Genomic DNA, 7,051 nt, shown 5'->3' on the forward strand with positions numbered 1-7,051 from the left:
GTAACTTTTTATCAATGAAAGCCTGCTCTTCCCCGGTAAGTAAAATGGTTGTATTTTTATTTTCTTTTACCGAGATATTATCCCAGATATCTTTATCAAAAGCGACTCTGGGAGTTAACCCTTTTTCATCTGATTTCTTAAAAGTGTTGTAAATAAGCTCTCTACTGATTTTTCTTTCATGTTTAAGGCCTTTATAATAAGCAACATATTTATTGGCTTCAATCCTGCTCATAGCAGGAACATATACTCCTCCGTTTTTGTAAAAATCAAAAGCAAGTATTGCATTTCCTAGCTGATAGTCAAATTCTTCCCCACCTCCCGTTCTTCTTTTAACCATTGGATACTGATCCTGCAAATAATGAATTTCAAAGTAAGTAATCACCTTATCAGCCTTATTATATTTCATTTCTCCCTTCAGCTCAATGCCTAATCCTGACTTGATATTAAATGTGATTAACTGTTCATTGCCCTGCTCGAAAAATATCCATCCGGAATATTTCGATGCCTTATTCTTTACATGGGCCAGTGTTCTGTTTAATTCGAAATTAAAGAAATAATTCCCCATATATTCTTCAGAGAATTTTTTTATTCCCTTTACAAAAATGCTGTCTGACTTTAGATCTTTGAAATATTTCACATTATTCAGCTGCAATTGGAGGTTATTATCAAAGGATTTGTTATGATTGTAAAAATTAGTTTTGCTCCATAATTTTGTTTCTGCAATGACTAAAAAATGGATTTGGTTATTATCACTCCTTTTTTCTTTATAAGTAACATCATAAAGGGAAGGTTCGTTATAATATCTCTTTCTGTAATTCCTGGCAACATCTTCAAAGATTTCTTTCAAATCTACTTTTATCAGTTTTACTTCATCAATTTTTTTATAGCCTCTTTTCAGTTTTATTGGAGAGTAAAATTCCCGGATTGTTGTCTTTTGAAATCCCGATGCAGAAATTTCAAAGTTTACTGAATTTTGATCTACGGGAGCAAAACCATCTTCATTAGTATACACAATCTGATTGTGCAGAAGAATTCTTGCATTAGGAATTGGTTTCCCATTTTCAGACTCTATTACCTGAAGTTTCTGGGCTGAGAAAAGATTAAAAAACAGAATAAACAGCAAATACGAATGCTTCATCATATTTCGTGTAATTGATATTTCTAAAATACAAATTATACGGGTCATAAATACTCCAAAAGAGAAAATTTAATATTTGAACTCCAAAAAATAAAATCAACAAGGATTGAATTTATTTGAGACTTCTCACTTTTTAATTGAAGTCTTGGATGTTTTTGAGAAATAGAGAGCAGCCGGCTGCGATACGGACATAAAAAAACCGGCTACAAAAGCCGGCTAAAGGTTGAATTACTTCTTAGATTCTTCTACAGAAACTTTTCTGAAATCCTTGAACAATTTGCTTAATTCTAAAGCTGCTTTACGAGCTCTTGTACCAGCTGCTTTGTTTCCTTTTTCCGCTTGTTGGTTTGCCTCAGTAGTGAACGCTTCAAATTCTGCGTTGATTTTTTCAATTAGTTCTTTCATTATATTTAAAAATTTAGGCTGCAAATATAGGTTTTATGGTGATTCCAGCCTAGTAGCAAAGAAAAAAGTTTGGGCAAAATGATTGAAATTTTAACATATTTCTATCCTTGAACCGATTTTTATCGATTTTTGCCCTCTCAATTTCATAAAAAACTTCTTATAATCATTAGTAGATCAAATTCCACCGGCTTCTTTTCGTTCTTTTTTCTCACAATTTCTATTGCATTAATTTTAAGCTCTGGACTTTTAAAGTTTCTATTTCAAAACGAGCTATAAGCAGTCTTAAATTTTGAAAAAACAACTCCATACCTATTAAAATTAAAAAGTACAGGTCTATTATATATGAAGAAGGCATCGGATGCTTTATCCTTCTATTCTACAATAAAGCTAAGGCCAGAATAACCGTTTCAGCTTCAGATTTCTGTTATAAAAGCAGATCAGCAGTAATTAGTGAAGAACTTAAATCAATATCAATCATAAAAACTATCACAGGTAAATCTTAAAACCAAAAGATTTGTATATCTTTGATTTTTATAATTCTGGAATTATGAGCGATCAACTGGAAACCATTAAAGACTACTACAAACGTACCCGCAGAAACATTCTTGAAGTATCTGATGCTGATCTTGAGACAGGAAAAACCCATTTCAATATTATCCCAAGGAAATACTGCAGTTTTAAAAGTCCTTATAACCGGCGTGATTATTATAAAATCTGTTTTATCATAGGAAAAGGGACAGCTCATTATGGCTCTCATACTACGTATGTTGACCGTCCTGTTCTCTTTTTACCATCGCCCAATATTCCTTACACCTGGGAATGTGAAGATAATTTCCAGGAAGGATTTTCATGTCTGTTCAACCAGGAGTTTTTCAATGTCAATTCAGAATTTAACCTGTTTAAAAAGACTTCATTGTTTAAAGAATGGAGTAAACCTTTTATTTTTTTAGATGAGGAACAGATCCAACTGGCTACCATGTATTTTGAGCAGATGTACAAGCTGAATCATTCTACTTATCCTTTCCGCTGTAGTGGTATTAAAAGCAACCTGGCCTCTGTTCTGCACCTTGCTCTTCAAAACCGGGTTGAGGATGTAAGCCTTAATGAGCTTCCTGCCAATGTGCGTCTGTACAGGTTATTTGATGAACTTCTTAATAAACAGTTCCCCCTGGATTCTCCTGCCTATCCTTTAGCTTTAAAAACAGCTTCTGATTTTGCAGATCATCTTAATGTGCATGTGAACCACTTGAATTCATCGGTAAAATCTGTTACAGGTCTTACCACTACCCATATTATTAAGGAAAAAATATTTGAAGAATCCAAAAACCTACTCAAATATACGAATTGGGATATCGCCCAGGTTGGCTATACGCTTGGCTTTGAACAGCCTTCTCATTTTAATAACTTCTTTAAAAAGCATGCTGAGACTTCTCCATTGAAATTTAAAAATTCTTTCTAAATATTTGAATTTTGTAATTTTTACTTTGTCTTTTAAAACTCAATATTCTATTCTTGAAGTATTTTTGCATAGTAAAAAATGAATGAATATGTTGAGAGAAGCATCTGAGAAACGCATCAGATTAATAACCATTATGGCCTTTGTGTCTATCCCACTCTCTGGGTTTGTCACTGATATTTACCTGCCATCCTTCCCTTCTATGGCCAAGGAAATGATGGTTTCTGAAAAAGATATACAAATTACGTTAACTTCCTACCTGCTGAGTTATGGAATTTCCCAGCTGTTTGTAGGGGGAATCCTGGACAGTATCGGACGTTACCGTCCTAAATTGGTTGCTTTATTGGTCTTGATACTGAGCAGCATTTTTATTACCCTCACCAACAGTATTTTATTAATATGCCTGCTCCGTATTCTGCAGGGAATTGCAGTTTCTGTACTGGTTGTAGCCACCCGCGCCATTTTTGTAGACATTTATGATACTGAACGGGTAAAACACTATCTGAGTTATTTTACCATTGCATGGTCCTGCGGCCCTATTCTGGCCCCTTTTCTGGGCGGTTATCTTGAAAAGTTATTCAACTGGCATGCTAACTTTTATTTTCTTGCCTTTTATGCAGGATTTTTATTTCTGTTTGAATGGTTCTTCAGCGGTGAAAGTCTCCCACAAAAGAAGAAGCTGGACCTTTCTGAGAATATCAGTCTGTATTCAATGATGCTTAAAAACAAGATCTTTATGTTAGGAATCATAATTTTAGGTTTGAGTTATTCTATTGTTATGCTTTTCAATATTACCGGACCATTTATTATTGAAAATACCTTTCATTTTACGCCGGTAGTGATTGGATACTGTACTCTGATTTTAGGTTTTTCATGGATGATCGGAGGTTTTATTGGAAAACGCAAACTGGGATTAGATTTTAAATCAAGGATTTTATTGCCCATTATCCTTCAATTGATATTGATTACAGGATTAATTGCTACCAGCTATTTTGCAGAAAGCCTTTATATCATGATTCCTTTTGCCTTTTTTATTCATATCTGTTCGGGAGTTTTATTTACATCGTTCTTCACAACGAGTATGCTGTATTTTCCTAAAAATGCAGGCACTGCCGGCGGGTTGATGGGAGGTCTGGTATATGTGATCACTTCAGTTACCAGTTTTATTATTTCCGTAAGTGGAACGGTAACTGAACAGAAGGGACTTTCCTGGCGATACCTTATTATTGCAATCCTGTTGTTTTCAGTGATCCTGATTATGCATCAGGCGGTTAAAAAAGAGAAAGCAGAGAATTGATCTCTGCTTTTTTATTTCTGTTTGGGTTAATATTTCCTGATCTGTACTGTAGAAACCCCGTTTAGTTTTAATTTCCTGCCTATTTTTTTCAATAATCCTGTTTCTGCATTCCGCTTAAATACAACAGCGGTCCCACTCACTGGATGAGCTACAATTAAGAATTTCCCGGAGCTGTCAATGGTAAAGGTTCTTGGATGTTTGCCCTTTGTGGATTGATATCCTACGGTTTTCAATGTGCCATCATCTGAAATTGAAAATATGGCAATATTGTTTTCATTTCCCCGGTTGGAAGCATATAGATAGTGCCCATCAGGAGAAATATGAACATCTGAGCTTTCAAAATTATCTTTAAACTGATCAGAATGGGTATTAATTCTCTGCAGAGGTTCCAGTTTTCCGTTATCATATTGGTAAACACTTACAGCTCCACCCATTTCTTCGATACAATAGGCATATTTTCCGTTAGGATGAAAAGTAAAATGTCTGGGACCACTTCCCAAAGAAGTTGGAGTGAAAGGCTTTTCAGCTTCTGTTAGCGGTTCTTTCTTATCCGTTTCAAATTGATAACCCCAGATTTTATCGGCACCCAGATCCGGCAGAAACACATACTTAAAATCAGGAGAAAAAACGGTTGAATGAATATGCCCTCGATCCTGCCTATCCGGATTTACACTTCCTTCTGAAAACTGGAAACTCTGTATTCTAGGCTGTATCACTCCGTTTTCTGAAATGGGATATACAGAAACACTTCCTTCGGTATAGTTGCCATTAATCAGCCAATTACCATTCTTATGAGCTGTGAGATAAACAGGGTTTTCTCCACCTGTCTTCTGACTGCTGATAAAAGTAAGGGATTTCTTTTCAGGATCAAACCTGAAACTGCTTACACTACCGGCATTTTTTGTTTTACTTTCAGTACAGGCAAAAACATATTTACCATCCTGTGACAGTGTTAAAAACGATGGATTTAGAACTCCTCTTAGAGAAGTTACTTTAGAAAGCTTTCCTTTAACAGTATCTAACTCATAGACGTAGATCCCTTCTGTTTCTTTATCATGGTTAAATGAACCCAAAAACACATAGGTGTTTTGCGCACATAATTTCACACCAGCTACAATGACAAGCATTGTACTTATTATTTTCTTCAATTTTTTATTCGTCTTTTAAATATTATGGAAATGTTGTAGAAGACTATAAATTTAAATATTTTCTTTGAAGGAAAATCTTAAATATTGAAAATAATTTTCAAACTCCCTTATAATAGGGTATTGTTTGGTTTTATCATATTTCACAAGTAGGTATTTATATATTATATTTCATCTCCCCCTACATTTTTATCAATAAAAAACTTTATCTTTACTCATTCATTCTAATGACAGATATTGTACTATCATGATTATGAGGATGATCTATTAACAAGGCAATATTATTGGTATAATTAAGCCTATTTTTACTAAAATTTAAATTATAATGAATTATAAGCTCGAGCTCAATACTCAGGAGCCTAACTCTAAAATTGTTTTTCACAACATCATATTTGATACTTTCAAGATCAATATTGTTGAAAGATATATCGGGGCAATGAATTTCCGTCCGAAATTATCTAATGTTTTATTTAAAGTAAGAACCTTGGATAATGAATTGATTAACAGGAAAGATGGTAATATAAGGGTGAAAATTAAAGATGAGAATTTTGAGACTTATCAGAAATTAACACAGGCACTAAATTCTTACGAATATAAAAATAAGCTGATTAACAGACAGGAAACGGATCAGAACTATGTGCATTTCATATTAAGCCTGGTGATTGCAAACTATAATCTTAATTAATTTTTGCCATTGGTCTTCATTGATACCCCATTCCTTTGGAGTCAATCATTATCAATTTATTTTTCTTCATTAGCCATTTTCCTAGATCTGGCCAATGATGTAAAAATATTTTCACAGTAAAGTTACTGAATTTCACCACTGAAATCATTTTACAGAATAAGCCTGGAAGCTTTAAAACTTCCAGGCCATATTATAATTATCTATTTCCAGATAAAGAAACCTTGCTGGCATATATTATTTCGGCAGGTTTTTGTTCAAGATAAATATTTACAATGTTTGGTTACCTCTTTTCATCCACAAAATATTGTTCACAATAATACTTAATTATAAATTCAATATAAGTAATATATTATTTTTGAATAAAAAAACAAATTTGACTTCATTATCTCTTCCCACATATATAAAAAGTTCAATATATTTGTTATAAAGATACAATTAACCGGTAAAATTAATTAACCATTTCACTCCGATGAGAATAAATCTTGGATACGTTGCTTTAATAATGTTGCTTCCATTAAAAATATATGGCCAGCAAACCCTCTCTGCTGATGAGTTATTTGTAAAGGCCAGAACGGCAGCATTTGATAACAAAGATTATCCAACTTCCATCACATTGGCGAAACAAGCTCTTGAAAAAGCACCTAACTATACTGATATTTCTATCTTTTTAGGAAGAATATACACATGGAACAAGGACCTGAAATCGGCAAGATCTGTTTTTGATGAACTTGGAAAAAGGGATGTAAGGGATGAAGACTATTTCATAGCGTATGCTTCCCTGGAATACTGGAACGATCAATATCCGAAAGCCATTGAAATCCTGGACAAGGGTTTATCTTATCACCCTCAATCTGAAGGGCTCTGGCTTTTAAAGGCAAAGGTATATTATGCAAACAAGCAGTATATTGAATCTGAAAAAGCAGTT

General features: G+C 33.8%; 7 protein-coding genes. 4 read left to right on the forward strand and 3 right to left on the reverse strand.

The features are described from left to right. Together BBH99_RS07020 and BBH99_RS07025 are read right to left on the reverse strand one after the other, a co-directional pair. Positions 1 to 1,141: carboxypeptidase-like regulatory domain-containing protein (locus BBH99_RS07020; protein WP_066693882.1), on the reverse strand; the 1,141-nt coding region annotated here is incomplete at its 3' end. Between the two features lie 225 nt (positions 1,142 to 1,366). Further along, the gene (locus BBH99_RS07025; RefSeq protein ID WP_027381692.1) at positions 1,367 to 1,543 is read right to left on the reverse strand and encodes a histone H1; all 177 of its coding nucleotides are present in this window, start codon (positions 1,541 to 1,543) and stop codon (positions 1,367 to 1,369) included. Between the two features lie 547 nt (positions 1,544 to 2,090). On the opposite strand from BBH99_RS07025, the gene BBH99_RS07030 reads away from it, so the two are divergent. Next, complete coding sequence (locus BBH99_RS07030) at positions 2,091 to 3,002, forward strand: helix-turn-helix domain-containing protein (RefSeq protein WP_066693884.1); 912 nt, start codon at positions 2,091 to 2,093, stop codon at positions 3,000 to 3,002. A gap of 88 nt (positions 3,003 to 3,090) precedes the next feature. After that, a complete protein-coding gene (locus BBH99_RS07035; protein ID WP_066693885.1) occupies positions 3,091 to 4,296 on the forward strand; it encodes an MFS transporter in 1,206 nt (401 codons plus the stop codon). A gap of 26 nt (positions 4,297 to 4,322) precedes the next feature. Here BBH99_RS07035 and BBH99_RS07040 read toward each other — a convergent pair whose 3' ends face one another. Beyond that, positions 4,323 to 5,444 carry a lactonase family protein gene (locus BBH99_RS07040; protein ID WP_317041486.1) on the reverse strand — a complete coding sequence of 374 codons (1,122 nt, stop codon included), beginning with the start codon at positions 5,442 to 5,444 and terminating at the stop codon, positions 4,323 to 4,325. Between the two features lie 322 nt (positions 5,445 to 5,766). Between BBH99_RS07040 and BBH99_RS07045 the strand changes: the two genes are divergently transcribed. Continuing rightward, positions 5,767 to 6,126: a prevent-host-death protein gene (locus tag BBH99_RS07045; RefSeq protein WP_066693887.1), complete on the forward strand. Its 360-nt coding sequence runs from the start codon at positions 5,767 to 5,769 to the stop codon at positions 6,124 to 6,126. A 469-nt stretch (positions 6,127 to 6,595) separates the two neighbouring features. Next, positions 6,596 to 7,051 (forward strand): tetratricopeptide repeat protein (locus BBH99_RS07050; RefSeq protein WP_131799200.1); only part of this gene is annotated, 456 nt, incomplete at its 3' end.

This window comes from Chryseobacterium contaminans, assembly GCF_001684955.1.
Taxonomy (GTDB): Bacteria; Bacteroidota; Bacteroidia; order Flavobacteriales; family Weeksellaceae; genus Chryseobacterium; species Chryseobacterium contaminans.